Source organism: Lysinibacillus sp. 1 U-2021 (genome assembly GCF_029916965.1).
In the GTDB taxonomy this organism is placed as follows: Bacteria; Bacillota; Bacilli; order Bacillales_A; family Planococcaceae; genus Lysinibacillus; species Lysinibacillus capsici.
In genome coordinates this window covers 3,279,829-3,299,334 of the sequence record NZ_CP123966.1, presented here as the reverse complement: position 1 = coordinate 3,299,334, position 19,506 = coordinate 3,279,829, and the positions used below count along the sequence as shown (strand labels likewise).

Annotated in this window: 16 protein-coding genes; 6 read left to right on the top strand and 10 right to left on the bottom strand. The window is 36.6% G+C overall.

All coding sequences use genetic code 11. From position 1 onward, the window contains the following. Nucleotides 1-13 precede the first annotated feature (13 nt). The gene (locus QH639_RS17020; protein WP_131521789.1) at nt 14-1,033 is read right to left on the bottom strand and encodes a YeiH family protein; all 1,020 of its coding nucleotides are present in this window, start codon (nt 1,031-1,033) and stop codon (nt 14-16) included. A 113-nt stretch (nt 1,034-1,146) separates the two neighbouring features. Between QH639_RS17020 and QH639_RS17015 the strand changes: the two genes are divergently transcribed. Further along, nucleotides 1,147-2,028, top strand: coding sequence for a LysR family transcriptional regulator (locus QH639_RS17015; RefSeq protein ID WP_054548523.1), 882 nt, complete (start codon nt 1,147-1,149; stop codon nt 2,026-2,028). 17 nt (nt 2,029-2,045) lie between these two features. Here the strand turns inward: QH639_RS17015 and QH639_RS17010 are convergent, their stop codons facing one another. Further along, nucleotides 2,046-2,963 carry a LysR family transcriptional regulator gene (locus QH639_RS17010; RefSeq protein ID WP_048395493.1) on the bottom strand — a complete coding sequence of 306 codons (918 nt, stop codon included), beginning with the start codon at nt 2,961-2,963 and terminating at the stop codon, nt 2,046-2,048. A 122-nt stretch (nt 2,964-3,085) separates the two neighbouring features. Here QH639_RS17010 and QH639_RS17005 point away from each other — a divergent pair, with 122 nt between their 5' ends. Continuing rightward, nucleotides 3,086-4,276: a coenzyme F420-0:L-glutamate ligase gene (locus tag QH639_RS17005; protein ID WP_054548521.1), complete on the top strand. Its 1,191-nt coding sequence runs from the start codon at nt 3,086-3,088 to the stop codon at nt 4,274-4,276. 186 nt (nt 4,277-4,462) lie between these two features. Here QH639_RS17005 and QH639_RS17000 read toward each other — a convergent pair whose 3' ends face one another. Together QH639_RS17000 and QH639_RS16995 are read right to left on the bottom strand one after the other, a co-directional pair. Further along, nucleotides 4,463-5,101, bottom strand: a complete 639-nt coding sequence (locus QH639_RS17000; RefSeq protein ID WP_237898911.1) for an RNA ligase family protein — start codon at nt 5,099-5,101, stop codon at nt 4,463-4,465. 24 nt (nt 5,102-5,125) lie between these two features. Continuing rightward, entirely contained in the window at nt 5,126-6,082 is a 957-nt protein-coding gene (locus QH639_RS16995; RefSeq protein ID WP_131521787.1) for an AAA family ATPase, read from the bottom strand. 437 nt (nt 6,083-6,519) lie between these two features. Between QH639_RS16995 and helD the strand changes: the two genes are divergently transcribed. After that, the gene (gene helD / locus QH639_RS16990; RefSeq protein WP_281114852.1) at nt 6,520-8,823 is read left to right on the top strand and encodes an RNA polymerase recycling motor HelD; all 2,304 of its coding nucleotides are present in this window, start codon (nt 6,520-6,522) and stop codon (nt 8,821-8,823) included. A 414-nt stretch (nt 8,824-9,237) separates the two neighbouring features. Here the strand turns inward: helD and QH639_RS16985 are convergent, their stop codons facing one another. From QH639_RS16985 to QH639_RS16965, 5 genes are all read right to left on the bottom strand, one after another. Next, nucleotides 9,238-9,993 (bottom strand): amino acid ABC transporter ATP-binding protein, encoded by a 756-nt coding sequence (locus QH639_RS16985; protein ID WP_237898913.1) that lies wholly within the window; start codon nt 9,991-9,993, stop codon nt 9,238-9,240. Nucleotides 9,994-10,006: 13 nt separating this feature from the next. Beyond that, nucleotides 10,007-10,708 carry an amino acid ABC transporter permease gene (locus tag QH639_RS16980; protein WP_131521784.1) on the bottom strand — a complete coding sequence of 234 codons (702 nt, stop codon included), beginning with the start codon at nt 10,706-10,708 and terminating at the stop codon, nt 10,007-10,009. A gap of 12 nt (nt 10,709-10,720) precedes the next feature. Next, nucleotides 10,721-11,428 (bottom strand): amino acid ABC transporter permease, encoded by a 708-nt coding sequence (locus QH639_RS16975; protein ID WP_131521783.1) that lies wholly within the window; start codon nt 11,426-11,428, stop codon nt 10,721-10,723. A gap of 82 nt (nt 11,429-11,510) precedes the next feature. Next, nucleotides 11,511-12,374 carry a transporter substrate-binding domain-containing protein gene (locus QH639_RS16970; protein ID WP_004233511.1) on the bottom strand — a complete coding sequence of 288 codons (864 nt, stop codon included), beginning with the start codon at nt 12,372-12,374 and terminating at the stop codon, nt 11,511-11,513. Between the two features lie 3 nt (nt 12,375-12,377). Further along, nucleotides 12,378-13,577, bottom strand: a complete 1,200-nt coding sequence (locus QH639_RS16965) for an acyl-CoA dehydrogenase family protein (RefSeq protein ID WP_237898914.1) — start codon at nt 13,575-13,577, stop codon at nt 12,378-12,380. A gap of 282 nt (nt 13,578-13,859) precedes the next feature. On the opposite strand from QH639_RS16965, the gene QH639_RS16960 reads away from it, so the two are divergent. Further along, nucleotides 13,860-14,606, top strand: coding sequence for a hypothetical protein (locus QH639_RS16960; protein ID WP_131521780.1), 747 nt, complete (start codon nt 13,860-13,862; stop codon nt 14,604-14,606). Between the two features lie 86 nt (nt 14,607-14,692). Here QH639_RS16960 and QH639_RS16955 read toward each other — a convergent pair whose 3' ends face one another. Beyond that, entirely contained in the window at nt 14,693-15,073 is a 381-nt protein-coding gene (locus tag QH639_RS16955) for a VOC family protein (RefSeq protein ID WP_131521779.1), read from the bottom strand. Between the two features lie 225 nt (nt 15,074-15,298). Here QH639_RS16955 and QH639_RS16950 point away from each other — a divergent pair, with 225 nt between their 5' ends. Together QH639_RS16950 and QH639_RS16945 are read left to right on the top strand one after the other, a co-directional pair. Then, nucleotides 15,299-17,248, top strand: coding sequence for a methyl-accepting chemotaxis protein (locus QH639_RS16950; protein WP_281114851.1), 1,950 nt, complete (start codon nt 15,299-15,301; stop codon nt 17,246-17,248). Nucleotides 17,249-17,527: 279 nt separating this feature from the next. Further along, nucleotides 17,528-19,477, top strand: coding sequence for a methyl-accepting chemotaxis protein (locus QH639_RS16945; RefSeq protein ID WP_131521777.1), 1,950 nt, complete (start codon nt 17,528-17,530; stop codon nt 19,475-19,477). Nucleotides 19,478-19,506: the final 29 nt, after the last annotated feature.

Sequence of the window (19,506 nt, the reverse complement as noted above, 5' to 3'; positions counted from 1 at the left end):
AACATTGATTAAATCAATATAAAAGAATGACTAGTATATAGCCCAACACGGATAGACAGACCGAGCCAATTAAACCTGCAATAAATGCCTTTACACCTAGCTCCTTAAATGTTTTCATCTCAACATTTAGCCCTAGACCAGCCATTGCCATCGCAATTAAGATATAAGCAATATTTACAAATGCTTGCGATACATTTGTCGGTATAATCCCTAAAGAGTTGATAGCACTCATCGCTAAAAATCCTAAAATAAACCACGGTATGATGGATAAAGAAAATGCCTTTTTCTCTTCACTTTTGTCCATTCTTCGATAGAAAATACCAATAACAATTGCTACAGGTACAAGTAGGGCCACTCGTGTTAATTTCACGATGACGGCTATATCAATTGCTTCATTTCCACCAGCAGATGCAGCTGCAATTACATGCGCAATTTCATGTAATGTCCCCCCTGCGAAAATACCATACGCAGTAGGTGTTAAATCGATGATGGAATAAAGTACCGTATAAATAAGTGTAAAAATAGTCCCCAATAACGCAACTATCGCTGCCCCTACCGCCGTTTCCTTTTCATTTGCTTTAATTTGAGGTGCAATTGCCACTACTGCAGCAGCTCCGCAAATGGCAGTCCCGCAAGCCGTTAATATCCCTAGCTTTTGATCGACTTTAAATATTTTTGTTAGGCCGTACACAACCATTAAGGCAAATAGCAAATTAATGACTGCAATTAAAAAAACGTTAGCACCCGCATGATAAATATCTGCCAAATTTAAGCGCATACCCAATAAAATAATACCAAAGCGTAATAGCTTCTTGCTGGAAAATGAAATACCTACTTGCCAAGAATCTTGTACTTTAAATGTTGCTCGCCAGGTCATCCCTAATATAATGGCAATAACCAACTGTCCCAATATTGAAAAGAAAGGAAATGTGGCAATATATTTCGCTACTAAAGCAATAAGAAGCGTTAACAATATCCCCTTCAAGAAATTTGGATTAAGAGTAGATTTTAATTTATGCTGTCTATTAACCATGATGTTCACTTCTTTCTCCCTTGTTGATTATTACTTTAATAAAGAGTGCACTATTAGTAAAATACATATATATAATTATTATTATTAATATTTCTAATAATAGGGGTGAAGATATGCAATTGGATGCTTTAAAAACGTTTATCACACTGGTTGAGGTCAATAATTTTACAAAGACCTCTGAAATACTTCATATTTCACAACCAAGTGTTAGCTTACACATTAAGAATCTAGAGCAAGAATTACAAACAACCTTATTTATTCGCTCCCCAAAATCGGTGCAAATTACACCAACTGGTGAAATTCTTTATAAACGAGCAAAGCAAATCATGGCGATAGCTGAAGCTGCAAAAGAAGATATCGCTGCCTATCATCAAGAGGTACAAGGTACGCTAGTCATTGGGGCAAGCTTTACAATTGGCGAATATATATTACCTCCCATTATTGCAAGCTTACAGCAACAATTCCCACAACTTGAACTTCAAATTATTATTGGCAATACAAAAGAAATCATTCAATATACAAAATTACTGCAAGTCGATATAGGTCTAATTGAAGGACAGGCTCATGATAATGAACTAGTCATTAAGCCATTTATGCAAGATGAGTTATTTATTGTTAGCGACAGTAAACATCCTCTTACAAAGCAACAACCTCTGACTGCTGATAAACTCCAGCAGCAAAGCTGGGTTGCGCGTGAAGAAGGCTCTGGAACACGTTATTATCTGGATCATTTATTCAGAGCAAATGGTTTACAGATTCATTCGCTTTTGACTATTAGCAGTAATCAGGGCGTGAAGGAGAGTGTAATGCAGGGACTTGGTCTTTCTTTATTGTCTGCCTGTGTGATAGAACGTGAATTAAAAAATGGAGATATGACTATTCTGCGCCTTGAAGGACAGCACTTTATGCGAACATTTTCTTATCTTTGCTCACCTACCATGAAAAATAAGCGCAATGTCGACATACTGATTGATATCTTAATAAAAAAAGCATAGCGATTTTTTTCTCGTCGCTAAGCTCTTTTTATGGTTCTTCTCGTATTAAAATGTTTACTTTCAATGATTTCAACAAATTTCATTGCTGCTCTAGAAAGGGGTACTGACTTCAAATAACACATACCAATACTTCTCGTAGGAATACTTTCCCTTAAAGTTAATTCATAAAGAAGTCCACGTTGAAGATAGTCCTTTGAAAATTCCTTTGTTACACATGCAATGCCAAGGTTACTACGCGCAAATTCGAGTACCAAATCATGTGAGCCTAGCTCAAACTCTGGCTCTATGTGAACGCCTCTTGCAAAAAGATAATCTTCCACATACTTCCTTGAATTCGATTTTTTCTCTAGAAAGATAAGTGGAAATTTTAAAAGGTCCTCATAGCTTAAACTTTTAGATGAAAGTGTTTTATATTTTTCCCCACAGACAAAAATATCCTGAATATCTGTACATACCGTTAACTGTAATGTTGAATCTTCAATTGGAAAATTACAAAACCCTATATCTACTTCACCCGATTTAATAAAATTACAAATTTCAGAGGTTGTGCCATTTAGCATTTGCAATTTAATATTCGGATACATTGTATGGAATGCTTCTAAATAAGGCATTAAAAAGAAGCGTGAGATCGTATCACCTACACCTATTTTTAATTGCCCTGTTGTTAAATTTTTAAATTCAAGTAACTTTTCTTCACCAGCATCTAAAAGCCCTAAAGCAGAATTAGTATATTCAAAAAGTAGGCTACCCTCTGTTGTTAATGTCACACCTTTAGGCGTTCGATTAAAAAGACGTGTGCCAAGCTCATTTTCTAATTGCATCATTGCCTGACTTACAGCTGGCTGTGTCATATATAAATCTTTTGCCGCACTAGAAAAGCTATTATTTTTTGCTACAACACTAAAAACACGATATAAATCTAATTTCCCTATCATATAAGCACCTCTTATAGCTATTATATGAACTATTAATTTTACTTATATCATTAACGAGCCTTATAGTAAAATCATATGGTTTTTATATCACTTTACGCTAGATAGAATGAGGAGAGATTAAATTGGAACGTGTAATCGGTACAGTTGTAAGAGGTCTTCGTGGTCCTATTATTAATGAAGGCGATAATATTGAACAAATTGTTGTAGATACAGTGTTAAATGCTGCACATATTGAAGGATATACAATAGAGGATCGTGATATTGTGACAGTAACTGAATCTGTCGTGGCACGTGCACAAGGAAACTATGCTACGATTGATGATATTGCCATAGATGTAGCGGCTAAGTTTGGAGATGATACGGTAGGCGTTATTTTCCCCATCTTAAGTCGAAACCGCTTCGCCAATTGTTTACGAGGCATCGCTAAAGGTGTAAAAAAGGTAGTATTAATGTTAAGCTACCCATCTGATGAAGTGGGTAATCATCTTGTAGATATTGATGAGCTCGATGTAAAAGGCATTAACCCATGGACAGATACGCTCAATGAGGTTGAATTCCGCGAGCATTTTGGCTATAAAAAACACACATTTACTGGTGTAGATTATATTGAATACTATAAAGAGTTAATCGAAGCAGAAGGGGCTACGTGTGAGGTCATCTTCTCAAATAATCCAAAAACAATTTTAAATTACACAAAGAGTATCTTAACGTGTGATATTCATTCACGCTTCCGCACAAAACGTATTCTAACAGCGAACGGTGCAGAAAAAGTTTACAGCCTTGATAATATTTTAGCTGAATCAATTAATGGCTCTGGTTTCAATGCTGAGTATGGTCTACTTGGCTCGAACAAAGCAACAGAGGATAGTGTTAAATTATTCCCACATACTTGCCAACCCATTGTTGATGGAATCCAAGCAAAAATTAAAGAAGCTACAGGAAAAACAGTAGAAGTTATGATTTATGGTGACGGCGCATTCAAAGATCCTGTGGGTAAAATTTGGGAGCTTGCAGATCCTGTTGTATCCCCAGCATTCACCGCTGGATTACATGGAACACCGAACGAGGTTAAATTAAAATATTTAGCGGACAATGATTTTGCAGACCTTCGAGGCGAAGAACTAAAGGCTGCTATTTCTGAATACATCCAAAATAAAGATGAAGATTTAACAGGTCAAATGGCTGCACAAGGAACAACACCGCGTCGTTTAACAGACCTTATCGGTTCCTTATCTGACCTTACATCTGGTTCGGGTGACAAAGGAACACCAATGATTTACATTCAAGGCTACTTCGATAATTACACTAAATAAACAAACAAAAATGAACTCTCGTCCTAATGAAGAGAGTTCATTTTTTTTATGGCGAGGATAACAGGAATCGAACCCGTACTCCCATTGGAAAGGGATATGCACTCCTTGCACCTACCTCGTAATAGATGATTATTGAATGCTTGCTATAGTATTACATTGTGCTCAGTCCCTTCTCTTCTTAATTGGTTAGGATTTTAATTTATTTGGAATAATTTCTTCTTGTAGCCAATGCTCACTTGTTTGAACATGTTGCGGTCTCACAAATTTCCCTAAATTATAGCGGAAATCTTCGTAATGGAATGAGCTAGTATTTCTAATGACATACCCCTCTTGTTCCCCTTCAAAGAATGATTTTCCAGTGAATGTACGTTTTATCTGTTCTTCGTCAAAAATCCCTCGGTATAAAACGGGCACTGTTTCTATCCCTAACTCTGCTGCAATGGCCACGGTTTCATCCCAGCTCAAACAAATATTTTCTTCATTCCAAATGCTAAACAAATAGAAATAGCTTGTTAATCCTTGATAATAAATAGAATGCTTGGCATAAACATTTTCACCACATAAGCGCCAGTCCTTTGGAATCCGATACGCAAAATTCGCGTGAAATGTTTTTACCCAATGTCTAGAAGGATGGTTGGCTGAATGAATACTTCTAGCATGCATATAGTCTCTGTAAAGTGTTGTCCCTTCTCCATCTAACTTTTCAGTGACAACAACCTCCTTTCCAATAAAATGATTCACATTTCTAGCAACTTTATCATCATCGGAATAACCCCTGCTCCATGGTAAATGAAAACTTCTTGGGTATTTCATTAATTTCGTCATATTTTCACCTTCCTTTCCTAAAGTTTACTTGGCAAATTGATCTGCCTCACGGAAAAAGTAAAGCCTTGTTAATAAATCACCATCTAATAAATGATAAATTTGGCTTCCACCTCTATCTCCCCCATACTGAATTAACATATGAAATTGCACTAAATGAACAACCTTTAATACAAATTCCTTTTCAAAGCCCAACTCTAATAGAAAATGGCAAACCAGTTGAGCAGAGACATTTTCATGCCCAAAATAACCATAACGCTGTTGCAAAGGTTTATATTTTTTACAGGCTGGTTTACCGACATCATGAAACAATGCAGCTATTTGTAGAGCTAGTTTATCGCTTTCTAAATAGTACTCATTGATATACGCGTACACAAAATACGTATGCTGACACAGTAAAAATTGATGGAATGGGTTTTCTTGATCGAATTGATAAATTTCTTTGAAAAGTGGGACTGCTTGAAGTGTTTGAAAAAGCTCTTCATAGGTGGGGTGGCCTTGTATGAGTGAAACAAATTGTTGTCGAGAAAGATCATAGGGACTTGATTCATGAATAATATGCAATTCATTAAACCCTTCTCCTACTGTCGGGAACTCTAAATGCTTTCTCATTTTTTCCATCACGATTAATGGTACATGTCTTTTCCTTTGCTGGTTTCTGGCTACACAGATTGAATAAGGTGTATCAAAGTAATAACATACCTTCTGCACTGTACTTGGTATTTTACGAAGTGCAAACATCCTGCGCTCTCGTTCAATATTGGTTGCATCCACAATGACAGAAAACCCTTTTGCCACTAAGTCATTAAGACGTTCATATAATGTACGAAAGACTATACGTGATTTTTGCCTTGTTGAATCCCCAAATAACTCCTGACGTATAGCGTCGCTTGATAGGACAATTGCATTTTCATTTTTAGCTAACTGTTTCACAAATGTACTTTTCCCACTACCAGGCAACCCCACTGTAAAGATTACCTTCATTCTTTTCACCTCCCTTCAAGTTTCTTTATCGTATGGCATGCCACATTCTTTAGTGTCTCAATAGCATTTCATCCAATTATTTTTAATAACAATTTATGATAATCAGTCATAATATGAAGCAATATTACATATAAAAAAGACGGCTCCACCTTTTTGTAGAGCTGTCTCTGTATATCAATATCTTATTACCTTATACATTTATTGTATCATAAATTTACAATAATTTCTAGACTATACTTCTTTCCGAAGTAGATGTATGATAAATTTCCTGCTTCAATCCGAACAGATCACCTGCATTGGATACCTTCACTATATTCAAATTTGTGGTTGGACAAACAGTTAAAAAAGCAGCACAATTACCCTCTTCTCACCATCTATTGAGGTGAGGGTTACTGTCAAAGGAAGCAAATAACTATGGAGAGGAATGTGAGTAAACGTTGGAAAATCAAAAAGAATGGCTAGAAGAAAAGCATCACCTTGAGGATTCTTTAAACATTATTGTTCATAAGATAAAAGAGTTAGAGCATAAAGAAAAAGGCTTCAAAGAAAATGCTGTTGCCTTAAAGAAATCCTTTTGGAACGATGTGAGAGTCAATCTAGATACCGCTGAGGATGTAGACGAAACCTTTTTTGCAATTAAGCAGCAGGCAGAGCTTTTATCTGACTCAGAGCTTGCACAGGAACGTGCAATTCGTAATGTAAAGGTATATGAACGTTTACAACAGTCACCCTATTTTGCTCGTATTGACTTTTTACAAGATGGTCAACAAGACCCTTTAAAAATTTATATCGGTGTAGCCACATTATTGGATAAACAGGATGAAAATATCGTCATTTTTGATTGGCGAGCGCCTATATCGAGTATGTATTATGATTACACACCTGGTGATGCATCCTACGAAACATTAGGTGAAGAAATTCATGGAGAAATGCTGTTAAAACGGCAATTTATTATTAAAAATGGTCAACTACAATCCATGTTTAATACAGGTCTTACAATTGGTGATGACCTATTGCTCGATATCCTTGCACAAAATGCAAATGAGCATATTCGTAGTATTGTTGCGACAATCCAAGCAGAGCAAAATAAAATTATTCGCCATGTCAATTCTCGCTGTCTTATTGTTGAAGGCGTTGCAGGTAGTGGCAAAACAGCTGTAGCCTTACAGCGGGTAGCTTATCTACTTTATCGTTATCGTGATGAAATGACTGCCGATCAAATTCTGCTAATTACACCTAACCAACTTTTTAATCAATATGTTCATTCAGTCTTACCTGATTTGGGTGAAGATAACATGCAGCAGTTAACGTTTATAGAATATGCTGAAAAACGATTAGGAAAACAGTTTCAATTGGAATATCCTTATGAGCAGCTTGAAGATCTGTTGACAGAAAAGGATGATGATCAGTATCAAACAAAATTAAGCATCATTTCATTTAAAGCGGGCCTCACTTATAAAGATTTGATAGATCAGTATGTTCGTTACTTATCCGATAAAGGCTTGTTATTTAAAAATATCGTTTTTCGTGGTGAACGAATTATTACTGCACAGGAAATTACCGAATACTTCTATTCTTTCCCTTCTACTATATCGATACCAGATCGTCTACAATTAGTAAAAGAATGGCTTTTGCAACGACTAACGAAATTGGAAAAGGCTGAGCGTACAAAGGAGTGGGTAGAAGAAGCTACTGAGCTATTAGATAAAGAAGACTACTCCAAATCATATAGTGAGCTTTTATACGAGGGGCGCTATACTGAAAACTCTTTTGATGATTTTGATCAAGAACGCTATAAACTAGCGAGACAAATTGTCAAAAAACATTTTAAACCATTACGTAACTCCGTTAACCAGCTAAAGTTTGTCCATATGTTGGGTACATATCGACAGCTCTTTGATTTGAATAGTTCTATTAACAGGGATTTACAACACCTTATGCCAGACAATTGGGAGGACATTTGTCTACAAACACTCCCTAATTTAGCAAAGCGTTTGATTGCCTATGAGGATGCTGCACCATTTTTATATTTACAGGACAAAATTGAAGGACAACAGATCAATAGGATGATCCGTCATGTATTAATTGATGAAGCACAGGATTATTCGCCATTCCAACTTACTGTATTACAGCAGTTATTCCCAAAAGCACGTATGACCATTTTAGGCGATGGCCATCAAACGATTCATCCACATACCTTTAATAATCCTTCTCTACTCGACACTCAATTATATGGTGAGCAGGCAGAAAAAATGATATTAACAAAAAGCTATCGTTCGACAAAACAAATCATACAACTCACTTCCACAATTTTAAATGATGGTAGTGAAGTAGAAGCTTTTAATCGAACTGGCCCCGAACCATCGATTACTATTGTGCCAAATGAATTGGAATTAATGGATCAAATTATTCAAAACATCAACCATTTATCTATTGAATTCGAAACAATTGCTATCATCTGTAAAACGGCAGCCGAGTGTTCTGCTGTTTACAAGCAATTAAACAATCGAGTAGATATTCAATTGATTAACCATCATACAAAGCAGTTTAAAAAGGGTATTTTATTACTTCCAGCTTATATGGCGAAAGGCATCGAATTTGATGCGGTAATCATCTATAATGCATCTGCTGCTAATTACTCAAGAGAAAGCGAACGGTACTATTTTTATACGGCGTGTACGAGAGCTATGCATGAACTGCACATTTATTCCATTAACAAATTAACGTATTTCCTTCAATAATAGGTAACAGGAGAATCTGTAAATTACAGATTCTCCTGTCTTAGTGTTAAAAAACAAAACAGTCAATTGAAGGGTAGAAATGGATTTTCGTTGCAGGCTATTGCTTTCCTGTGGGCGAGCATCAAGCCGCTTCTCCCGCTAGCGCTCCGTTTAGTGGCTCGCCTGTCTCGCTATCCATGGGGGTCAAGTAGCCTTCCACTCCAACCTACAAAAGTATTATCTTTTTAGCAAAGGTTTTCAAATAAAGTGAAGGTGTTCACTACTTGTCACTCATTACTGCTCTCCATTGAAAATAAGAGCTTATCCCCTCTATGAATACAGATAAAAAAAAGTAAAGCAACTTTGCAGAACAGAAATCAACCTCTACCCTGCAAAGTTGCTTTTTGTGCAATTGACCTCACCTTAGTTGCTGTTTTATATATAGAATGTATAGTCTTCTGGAATGACACGTTTTAAAAATTTCTTCGTTCGTTCCTCTTTTGGGCTGACGAAAATATCATGAGGGCTACCTTCCTCTACAACCACTCCTCCATCCATGAAAATTACGCGATTGGCAACATCTTTGGCAAAGCCCATTTCGTGTGTTACTACAAGCATTGTTGTACCCTCCGCCGCAATATTTTTCATGACCTGTAGAACCTCACCTACCAATTCAGGGTCAAGTGCGGACGTTGGTTCATCAAATAAAATAATATCAGGATTCAAAGCTACTGCTCGTGCAATACCAACACGTTGCTGTTGACCTCCTGACAACTGACTTGGATAGGCATTATATTTGTCTGATAAACCTACTTTATCAAGTGCCTTTTTACCAATTTCCACAGCCTGTGCTTTAGGAATTTTACGACCAATGATTAACCCTTCCGTTACATTTTCTAATGCTGTTTTATTAGTGAATAGATTATAGTTTTGAAAGACAAATGCGACACGCTGGCGAATTGCATGCACGTCTTTTTTCTTTACATGTTGAAAATCAACCTGAATATCACCAAATGTCGCATGGCCTTGATCAGCCTTCTCTAAAAAATTGATACAACGTAATAATGTTGTTTTTCCTGAACCACTGGGACCTAAAATAACAACAACGTCCCCTTTATCAATGGCTAAATCAACACCCTTCAAGATTTCATTGCCACCAAATGATTTATGAATATTTTTAATTTCTAACATGCTAATTCACCCCTTAGACATTTGCCATTTTGTATTTACTTAAATATTTCTCATAACGCTTAAACAAGTATTCAACCGTACTACATAAAATTAAGTACACAATAAAGATATCCATATAGGCCTCTACATAATTGTAGCCAACGTTTGCCGCTACTTTTGCCTTCAGTGTAATTTCAGGAAGCGACATTGCATAGCCTAGCGATGTCGCTTTAATGAGATTAACTGTAGCTGTGCAAATATTCGGCAATGCCACTACTAATGCCTGTGGAATGATGATGCGTGTATATGCTTGGAATGTTGATAAACCTACTGAGTGTGCAGCCTCTAGTTGCCCCTTTTCAATGGTACTTAATGCCGATCGAAAGACCTCAATTAAAATGGCTGTTGAGCTGAATGCAAATACAATAAACGCATACCAAATTGGATTGATTTTATAAATATCATACGCAATATGATATTTTTCAAAAATAATTTTCAACATTAAAGGTATACTGCTATAGATAATAAAAATTTGTATAATAATCGGCGTTCCTCGAACAAAAGAAACATAGATCTTCGCTAGATGATGGATAACTGGAATTTTATTGATCCTAGTTAGTGCTAATAAAAACCCCAGTGGCAAAGCTATCACCAAAGCAACAACTGTGACTAGGAGCGCGATAGGAACACCAGACAAAGCTACGAAAAATGTTTCAAGTAAAAATTGATAATTCACCTTCACGCCTCCTTAAGTTGTTTCTAGGGTCTTCTTACCCTTACCAAATATTTTTTCTAATATAGTAAATATTTTTTCTATAAAAATAGATAACACCCAATAAATAATAGCCAATGCAATATAAATTTCTAAGGCATGAGCATTGATGTTACTTGCAATAATTAGATTTGCCTTACCTACAATATCAATTAGACCAATAGTATAAGCGAGTGCACCTTCCTGTAATAAAGCAATCACGCCATTTCCAAAGTTTGGTAAAGCAACAACCAGTGCCTGCGGGAAAATAATTCGACGATAGGCTTGGAATGGTGTTAGCCCAACACTAACGGCTGCTTCAAACTGCCCTTTTGGGATGGCTAAGTAGGCAGACCGTATCACCTCTGACATGATTGCTGCGAATTGTAAGGTGAATGTTACGACAACAAATATGGCCGTTTCAATTGAATGGAGATTAAGACCAACATTTTCTGCTAATGCTGGGACGCCATAATAGACAAGAAATAACAAAACAATGGAGGGTGTACAACGCATAATCGTTGTATACAGATTGGCGAATTTAGTTAGCCACTTGACTGAAGATAGCTTAGCTGCCGCCAGCAATAAGCCGAATAGGGTACCTAAGATAATGGAGGACCCTGCAACTAAGAACGTAATTTTTAAAAATGGCAATAACACTGGGATTGCGTTCCAAATGTAGGTTGCGTCAAAATATTTATCCATTTCCTCACCAACTTTTGTTTTTATGAATAAAGACTGCTGAGCATTACTGACTCAACAGCCTTACTATTCGTTCCGATTTAAACTAACGATTTACGTTTTCCAGTACTTCAAATAAATCACGGCCATAGAATTTTGTACTTAATTCATTTGTTTTCTTTTGTTCTTTAACCTGAGCTATTGCTTTATCATAAGCGTCAGCAAATTCCTGCTCTTTTTTATTGAACAGTGGCCATGTTTTTATAACAGCAAATTCGTTATAGACAACGTCATCTTTTAGGTTATAATATGGACCATCTTCTGCAAGTACTTGTTGTTTAAATGGGCCTTCAATCATGACACCACCATCAACACGACCTTCATTTACCCACTGCACTACATCGACAGTAAAGGCGTCACCAGCCTCAAGTTTTACTTTATTATCTGGATTTGCCGTATTATATTCATCGATAATTGTATATTGAGCATTATTTGCAGCAATTGGTGCTAAAGAATAGCCCTTTTTGGCAAAATCCGCTAATGTTTTCACACCTTCATCTTCTTTACGCAAAACTAAACCTGCGCTACTTAAACCTAAGAATTCCTTCGGGAAAATAAATTTCTCTGTACGTTCCTGAGTAAAGAATGCGTTTTTAACCCCTACTTGATATTTCCCTTGCTCCACACCAATTAATAAATCATCACTTGTTGTACCTACATACTCAAATTGATAGTCAGGTAACAATTCATCTACTAATTTCATTACTTCTACATCATAACCAGTTGGATTTCCATTATCGTCAATGTAACTAATAGGCTTTGACGCTTGATCGTAGGCTACTTTTACTGTACGTACCTTTTCACCATCACCCGCATCTTTATCTGCAGACTCTCCTGAATTACAACCTGCTAATAATGCTATAGAGGCCAAACCAATTGCAGCAAATTGAAAAATCTTATTCTTCTTCATATGTCATTTCTCCTTATTTTTCACGTGATTTAATGCTTGATGTTCACATAATTTCTGCTGTTCAATAGCGGCAGTCGCTAATTTAATTATCGTCATATCATCCATCGGTGGATTATGAAGCCCTGCACGAACATTGCGGTAATAACGCTGTAATGGATTGGATAGTTGCAAGCTTTTTGCCCCCACTACACGCATCGCTTTATCGACTATATCTATTGCCATGTTTGTTATCGTGTGTTTAGCAATTGCCATTTCATTTGTTATTAGTCCACGTCTAGCAGGATCATCGTAAGCCTCAGCCACTCCGTATAAGACAAAACGAGCTTGATGGAGCTTTAATTCAATATCCCCTAAAAGCTGTTGTACGTTTGGCAACGTACAAATTGGCGCATTCAGGCTATTCGGTTGATGGTGATTAGCAAAATGAATAGCATAATCACGGGCTGCTTGTGCAATACCTAAGTAAGTTGCTGGGATATGGAGTATCCAGCCATTTATTTTGCCACCACTCGGATGACTTGGTAACTCTACTAAATGTTCAGTTGCAACAAGCACATCCTTTAATACAAGGTCGTGGCTGCTTGTGCCTCGCATTGCAGACATCTCCCAATTCTCCTCAATGGATAGACCTGCTGCATCCTTATGAATGAGGAAGAAGCCAACTTGCTGTTTTTCTTCAATCCAAGCGGAGGTAAGGAAATAATCGAGCACCGGAGACGCAGTCGTAAAAATCTTGCGCCCATTTATTAGCCAGCCTCCTTTAGTAGAAATGGCATTTGTCCCTGGCCGCCCTCCTCGCGTTGGACTACCTGTTGCCGCCTCACTAACCGCTCTATTAATCATGGCCCCTCTCTTTATTTCTTCAGCAAAAGCTATTAATAGATCATCAGTCCATAGTTTAGTTTCATAAATTTCACCGACAACACCTAATGTCCACCCAAGGGAAAGAGAGGCATTTTCGTCATAGCTTGCTAGCGTCTCTTGTACGAGGACCATATCATAGACAGATAACCCTTCTCCGCCATATTGTTTCGGTAAAGTAAGTTGAGGATAGCCAATTTGTAAAAGTAACCGATGTGCTTCGAACGGAAAACGAGATTGCTCATCTACCTCAACAGCCTCTGCCTTGATTGGCTCAGCTATAGCAGCTAGCTGATCTAGCCAATATCGTTGTCGCTCTGTTTTTACAAATAAATTCTTCAAATGAATCTCCTTCTTCCCAATATATATAAATCGTATAAATTTACTAAGGATTGATAATGAAAAAAAATCTCTTGCTACATGAATGTAGTGAGATACTATTTGGTACTGAATTTTCTGATTCGTTGACACTTATAATACTTTTCGCATTAGAAAATGTCAATGGGTGATATTCAAGTTTTTTTGTAAGTTTAATATGTATTACAAAGTTTCAACTTTTACCTTTGATTTATGCACCAAGCTTTTCTTACAACATATGCTAAGACTAATGAAAGAGGTGCATATATGACCAATAATTTAAATTCACCACTAAACGGTGGAATCATAACCCATTCTGCTCCACAAGTTATTCAAACTAAGTTTGGAGATATTAACGGGGATGGTTTTTTTGAAACCATTTTTTTAATGGGCACTAAACAGCCTGATAGTCCTTTCTGGAGAAATCTAACACTGTCTATTTTTGATGGTCAAACACGACAAATGGAGCAAATTCCATTGAAACAAAATATGGGCTATAATCCGACTATTTTCTTGGGCGATTTTACTGGTAATCATATTGAGGATATTCTGGTTGTGTCTGATACAGGAGGTAGCGGCGGAATTGTAAATGGTGAGATTTTTTCCTCCATCAACAATCAAGTTCGTTCCATCTTTGATGCAGAATCTTTTAATAATAAACTTAAATATAAGGTCAATTATGTAGATCATTATAAGGCTGTTGTTCAGAGTTTTAATCCTGCTATTAAATACACAATTGATTTACAGTATAAAGGAGCCGACTACTTAGCTGAAATTTATAATCCAGATGGCACCTTGAAGCAACCGATTGAAGGCTGGGTAGATCCTTTTGGAGGACTATATCCTGTTGATTACGACCGAGATGGAACGTATGAAATTTTAGGATATCAAGAAATTGCAGGTAGATATCATGCTGATGGATTAGGCTATGTAGAAAATATTTTAAAATGGAATGGCCATGAATTTGTAATAGATCGACAAACGGTTGGTATTTTTGGTGAAGATTTATCATAGACCACAAATCTAGCTATTAAATAAGCTAAAACAGGAATCTGCTCATTTTTACTTAACTCTAACAAAAAACAAGCAGATTCCGTTATTTACTTTTTCTTTTCAACCAAGGCAAAGTAGTTATTTTCAGGGTCAGCAAAATTAAAAACCCTACCCATTGGCATCATGACTAGATCTCCTACTTTAACGCCCTTTGCCTGAAAATCTTGATACATCTCTTCAATTTTATCAGCGTAAAACATAATAGAAGGTGTTCCTAAATTTAGATCAGGTTGCATTTTAGCAATAATTTCTTTGTTGTGAAGCACAAAGGATGTTTGAGCTTCCTTAGTTGGTGCAATTTCAATCCAGCGTATGCCTGCCTCTTCCTGTTCAGAAATGACAACAAACCCCACTTTTTCTGTCCAAAATTTCACAATTGCATCTTGATCATTAACATATAACATTACCTGTCCAATTTGATGAATCATGTCTTCATTCCCTCCTCTTTTGAGCATTAGTATACATCAAAAAGCGGCTTTATATAGCTTCTAATGCCATCAATTTAGGGAAATTTCGAAAAATTGATAATGATATACATTACTAAGAAATAATTAATTCAAAGTACTTAACTTTTCTTTTATTTCTGATAGAATGAGTATTATTTACCTTTAAGGGAAAAGTATAGAATAAAATATTATGTGAGGATAATACAATTGAAACAACTAAGTTTAAGAAAAAAGCTTATTTTTTCGTTTTTAGCCATGCTTCTCATTCCAACACTATTGATTGGAATAGTATCTTACCAAAGTGCTGAACAGCAAATTTCAGAGGAACAACGGGCAAGTGCGACTGAAAGTGTGCGCATTCTAAATTCTAATATTACAAACATGATTGAACCCAAATTGAAAGATGTACAATATTTTTCACAAAAATTTAGTGAAACTTACTTTCAAGACGAGAGTACTTTAGAACTAAAGTCATTATTAAGTGAATATGTAAACATGCACCCTGAAGTAGATCTGATATATATTGGAACTGCTGAAGGCAAACTATTTGATCAGCCTGTTCAAGAGTATCCTGATGGCTTCGATCCTCGGACAAGGCCTTGGTATAAGCAGGCTTTAGCTAATAATGGGAAGACCTCAATTACTGCACCATATGTTACACAATCTACAGGTGACATTGTCATTACAATTACTCAGGCATTACCAGATGGTTCCGGTGTATTAGGATTAGATCTAAATATTTCTACATTAAGTGACATTACGAATAATATACGTATTGGAGAAACGGGCTTCGCTTCTCTTTTAGATAAAAATCAAATTTACATTGCTCAGCCAGATAAAGAAAGTGGTACAGAGGCAACGGAAAGCTACATTACAAAAATTTATGAGCAGGAAAGCGGTACGATCATTGAAAAAGACCGTCACTTACAATTTATTACGAATGAGTTAACTGGGTGGAAGGTAATTGGTACGATGTTTACTGCGGAAGCTGCAAAAGCTGCGGCATCCACATTAAATATAAATTTAATTATCATTATTGTTTCCATTCTCGTTGGCGTTATTTTCATGCTCTTCATGATAAAGTCTATTGTTAACCCAATTAATCAATTGAAGCAAAGCGCATTAAAAATTAGCGACGGTAATTTAACGGAGTTTATTGAAATCCATTCTAAAGATGAAATTGGTCAGCTTGGAGAAGCCTTTATCTCTATGAAGGTGAGCTTAAAAAAATTAATTCGTAATGTTGATCAAAGCTCACAACATGTCCAAACAGCCGCTCAAAATTTATCTGCTAATGCAGAACAAAACATCGCTACCTCAGAGCAAGTTGCTGATGCCATGCACCAAATGGCAATTAGTACAGAAAAACAAACTACAGGTATTGATCAGAATGCCATTTCAGTTGAAGAAATTGCTAAAGGCGTTGTTGAAGTAGCAGACAGTTCCATGCAGGTTTCTGACCTATCTAGCCATGCTATCCAATTGGCAGAAGAAGGTGGACAATCTGTCAAACAAACTGTACAGCAAATGAATTCTATCCATAATTCTGTAACGCAATCAGATACAATGATTAAAGCACTATATGATCGCACGAAAGAAATCGGGTCCATTTTAGAAATGATTAGTGCTATATCAGATCAAACGAATTTATTAGCACTTAATGCAGCTATAGAAGCTGCTAGAGCAGGAGAACATGGCAAAGGCTTCGCGGTAGTGGCTGATGAAGTACGTAAATTAGCAGAGCAATCTCATCAATCAGCAGAGCAAATTTCTGCGCTCATTACTACTATTCAGCAAGATACAGCAAAATCTGTAGAGACAATGGTCAAAGCATCGACAGATGTTCAAGAGGGCTTACAATTGACAGAAGATACAAGTAGAAAATTCGCGAGTATTATCGAAAGTCTTCGAAACATCGCGCCGAAAATGGAGGATATTTCAGCATCTGCTCAAGAAATGTCTGCCGTTGTAGAAGAAGTATCAGCGACCGCTATTGAACTTTCCGATCACGCAAAATTAAATGCTGCTGCTACAGAAGAAGTTGCCGCTTCCACGGAACAAACTTTATCTTCTATGCAAGATATGGCTTCGTCTGCCAAAACCCTACTCGATATGGCGGATGAATTGCAGGGTTATGTCAATCGTTTTAAATATTAATTATTTAACTGCTAAATCTGAGTTCAAGATAGTATTGAACTCAGATTTTTTTTATTCCAAAAAGATAGAAAATTACAAAATAGGATATTTTTCTACAAATAATAGCGTTACATAACTTTATTTTACAGATTTTTCGGAAAATTGTGTTGATTATTATTCATTTTCCTCTTAGAATCAGATTAAACATTTGAACGACTTAGGAGACTACTAGTGTAATAAAACCAATCAAGTAGTTAGTTGTATTACACTTCAATATTGTCGTTTAAGGAGGAATACTATATGAAACGAATTAGTTTAAGAAAGAAACTCATCTTTGCATTTTTAGTCATACTTCTCATTCCCGCACTTTTAATCGGGTATACCTCCTTTAAAAGTACCAAAAATCAAATACTCGCAGAGCAGCAAGCAAGCGCCAAGGAAAGTGTGCGTATGCTTAATAGTAATATTACTAATACAATTGCTCCTAGAGTTCATGATATCGAATATTTTGCCAAGAAAATAAATCAGTCTTATTTACAAGATGATAAAAAAGCTGAATTAAAAGGTCTTTTTCAGGAATATATAAATACACACCCAGAAGTCGAGCTAGTATACATAGGGACTGCTGATGGGCGAATCATTGATGAACCTGTCCATGACTATGCAAGTGATTATGATCCTCGTAAACGTCCTTGGTATATAGAAGCCATTGATAATAAAGGGCATGTATCCATCACTTCTCCATATATCTCAAAATCAACCAATAACATCGTTGTGACAATTATGCAAGCTCTTCCTGATGATTCTGGCGTAATTGCCTTAGATTTAAATATCTCTCTTCTAAGTGCACTGACAGATCAAACACGTATTGGAGAAACGGGCTTTGCCTCTCTGTTAGATAATAATAAGTTATATATTGCTCAAAAAGATAAGGAAAGCGGCACAGAGGCAACGGAAAATTATGTTTCAAAAATTTACGAAAAGCAGGAAGGTATTATTACTGAAGGTGACCGTCATTTACGCTTTGAAACAAATGAAATCACAGGCTGGAAGATAATTGGTACAATGTTCATTGCAGAGGCTACTAACGCTGCTACCTCAACCTTTACTATTACATTACTCATTATTGGTATTTCTATTATTGTTGGTATTATCTTTATGCTCTCAATGATTAAATCTATTGTTAACCCAATTAAACAACTACAGCAAAGTGCTCTTAAAATTAGTGAAGGTGATTTGACAGAGTATATTGATATTCATACGAAAGATGAAATAGGACAGCTTGCTGAAGCATTTGTCTCAATGAAAGTTAGCTTAAAAAGACTGATCCGCAATGTTGATCAAAGCTCACAACATGTTCAAACCTCGGCACAAGGTCTTTCAGCGAATGCTGAGCAAAATATCGCTGCATCTGAGCAAGTGACAGAGGCTATGCAACAGGTAGCGATTAGTACGGAAAAACAAACAACGGGAATCGATCAAAATGCTGTTTCTATTGAGGAGATTGCAAAGGGTGTTGTAGAGGTAGCAGATAGTGCTCTACAAGTTTCAGACCTATCCAGCCAGGCCATCCAATTAGCGGAGGAAGGTAGTCAATCTGTTGAGCACACTGTTAATCAAATGGTATCCATTCATGATTCTGTGGCTCAATCCGATACGATGATTAAATCCTTATTTGATCGTACAAAAGAAATTGGCTCCATTATAGAAATTATTAGCGCAATTTCAGACCAAACAAACCTTCTTGCTCTTAATGCTGCTATTGAAGCAGCACGAGCAGGTGAACACGGTAAAGGCTTTGCAGTTGTAGCAGATGAAGTACGTAAACTAGCGGAGCAATCTCATCAATCAGCAGAGCAAATTTCTACTCTAATTACAGGTATACAACAAGATACCGCTAAATCTGTACAAACGATGACGAAAGCTTCTGCAGACGTTCAAGAAGGTTTACAGCTATCCGAGGATACGAAAAAGAAATTTTCAAGTATCGTTGGAAGTCTTCGTGAAATTGCTCCTAAAATGGAGGATATATCAGCTTCAGCACAAGAAATGTCTGCCGTTGTAGAGGAGGTATCCGCAACTGCTATTGAACTGTCAGACCATGCCAAACTAAACGCAGCTGCATCTGAAGAGGTTGCCGCTTCAACGGAACAAACATTATCTTCCATGCAGGAAATCGCCTCTTCTGCTAAAACATTGCTTGATATGGCAGATGAATTACAAGGCTATGTAGACCGTTTTAATTACTAAATAATACAGCACGATGATACTTGGTTTAG

Bases quoted from the DNA above. Each gene is read 5' to 3' on its own strand.
- QH639_RS17010 (WP_048395493.1), bottom strand. From the start codon at position 2,963: ATGATAGGGAAATTAGATTTATATCGTGTTTTTAGTGTTGTAGCAAAA.
- QH639_RS16960 (WP_131521780.1), top strand. From the start codon at position 13,860: ATGACCAATAATTTAAATTCACCACTAAACGGTGGAATCATAACCCAT.
- QH639_RS17020 (WP_131521789.1), bottom strand. From the start codon at position 1,033: ATGGTTAATAGACAGCATAAATTAAAATCTACTCTTAATCCAAATTTC.
- QH639_RS16985 (WP_237898913.1), bottom strand. From the start codon at position 9,993: ATGTTAGAAATTAAAAATATTCATAAATCATTTGGTGGCAATGAAATC.
- QH639_RS16955 (WP_131521779.1), bottom strand. From the start codon at position 15,073: ATGATTCATCAAATTGGACAGGTAATGTTATATGTTAATGATCAAGAT.
- QH639_RS17000 (WP_237898911.1), bottom strand. From the start codon at position 5,101: ATGACGAAATTAATGAAATACCCAAGAAGTTTTCATTTACCATGGAGC.
- QH639_RS16995 (WP_131521787.1), bottom strand. From the start codon at position 6,082: ATGAAGGTAATCTTTACAGTGGGGTTGCCTGGTAGTGGGAAAAGTACA.
- QH639_RS16970 (WP_004233511.1), bottom strand. From the start codon at position 12,374: ATGAAGAAGAATAAGATTTTTCAATTTGCTGCAATTGGTTTGGCCTCT.
- QH639_RS16945 (WP_131521777.1), top strand. From the start codon at position 17,528: ATGAAACGAATTAGTTTAAGAAAGAAACTCATCTTTGCATTTTTAGTC.
- QH639_RS17015 (WP_054548523.1), top strand. From the start codon at position 1,147: ATGCAATTGGATGCTTTAAAAACGTTTATCACACTGGTTGAGGTCAAT.
- QH639_RS16975 (WP_131521783.1), bottom strand. From the start codon at position 11,428: ATGGATAAATATTTTGACGCAACCTACATTTGGAACGCAATCCCAGTG.